Origin of the sequence: Mesorhizobium sp. M00.F.Ca.ET.216.01.1.1 (assembly GCF_004010325.2) — a bacterium.
In the GTDB taxonomy this organism is placed as follows: domain Bacteria; phylum Pseudomonadota; class Alphaproteobacteria; order Rhizobiales; family Rhizobiaceae; genus Mesorhizobium.
Window position 1 is genome coordinate 1 of sequence record NZ_SADR02000206.1, and the last position, 382, is coordinate 382.

Sequence of the window (382 nt, forward strand, 5' to 3'; positions counted from 1 at the left end):
CCTGACCGGCAAGCACATCGCCATGCAAACCGGCGTGTGCGAGGCGACAGTGAACCGGGTGCTGGCACGCGCCGGCCTGTCGCGGCTGAAAGATCTGGAACCGGCCGAGCCGGTGCGCCGCTATGAGCGCGAGCACCCCGGTGAACTCATCATCTCGATATCAAGAAGCTCGGCCGGATCGGCTCTGTGGGGCACCGCATCACCGGGCGATATCCTGGCGCTGTCAACCGCCATCTCGGCATCGGCTGGGAGTTCGTCCACGTCTGCATCGACGATGCCTCGCGCGTCGCTTTCGTCCAAGTCATGCCCGACCAGCGCAAGGAGAGCGCTGTCGCCTTCCTCGAAGCTGCCATCGCCTATTACGCCAGCCTCGGCATCAAGG

The 382-nt window shown here is 64.9% G+C and carries 1 pseudogene; it reads left to right on the plus strand.

Annotated elements, in window-relative coordinates:
- Nucleotides 1–382, plus strand: a pseudogene (locus EN859_RS35755) (IS481 family transposase); the annotation flags it as partial.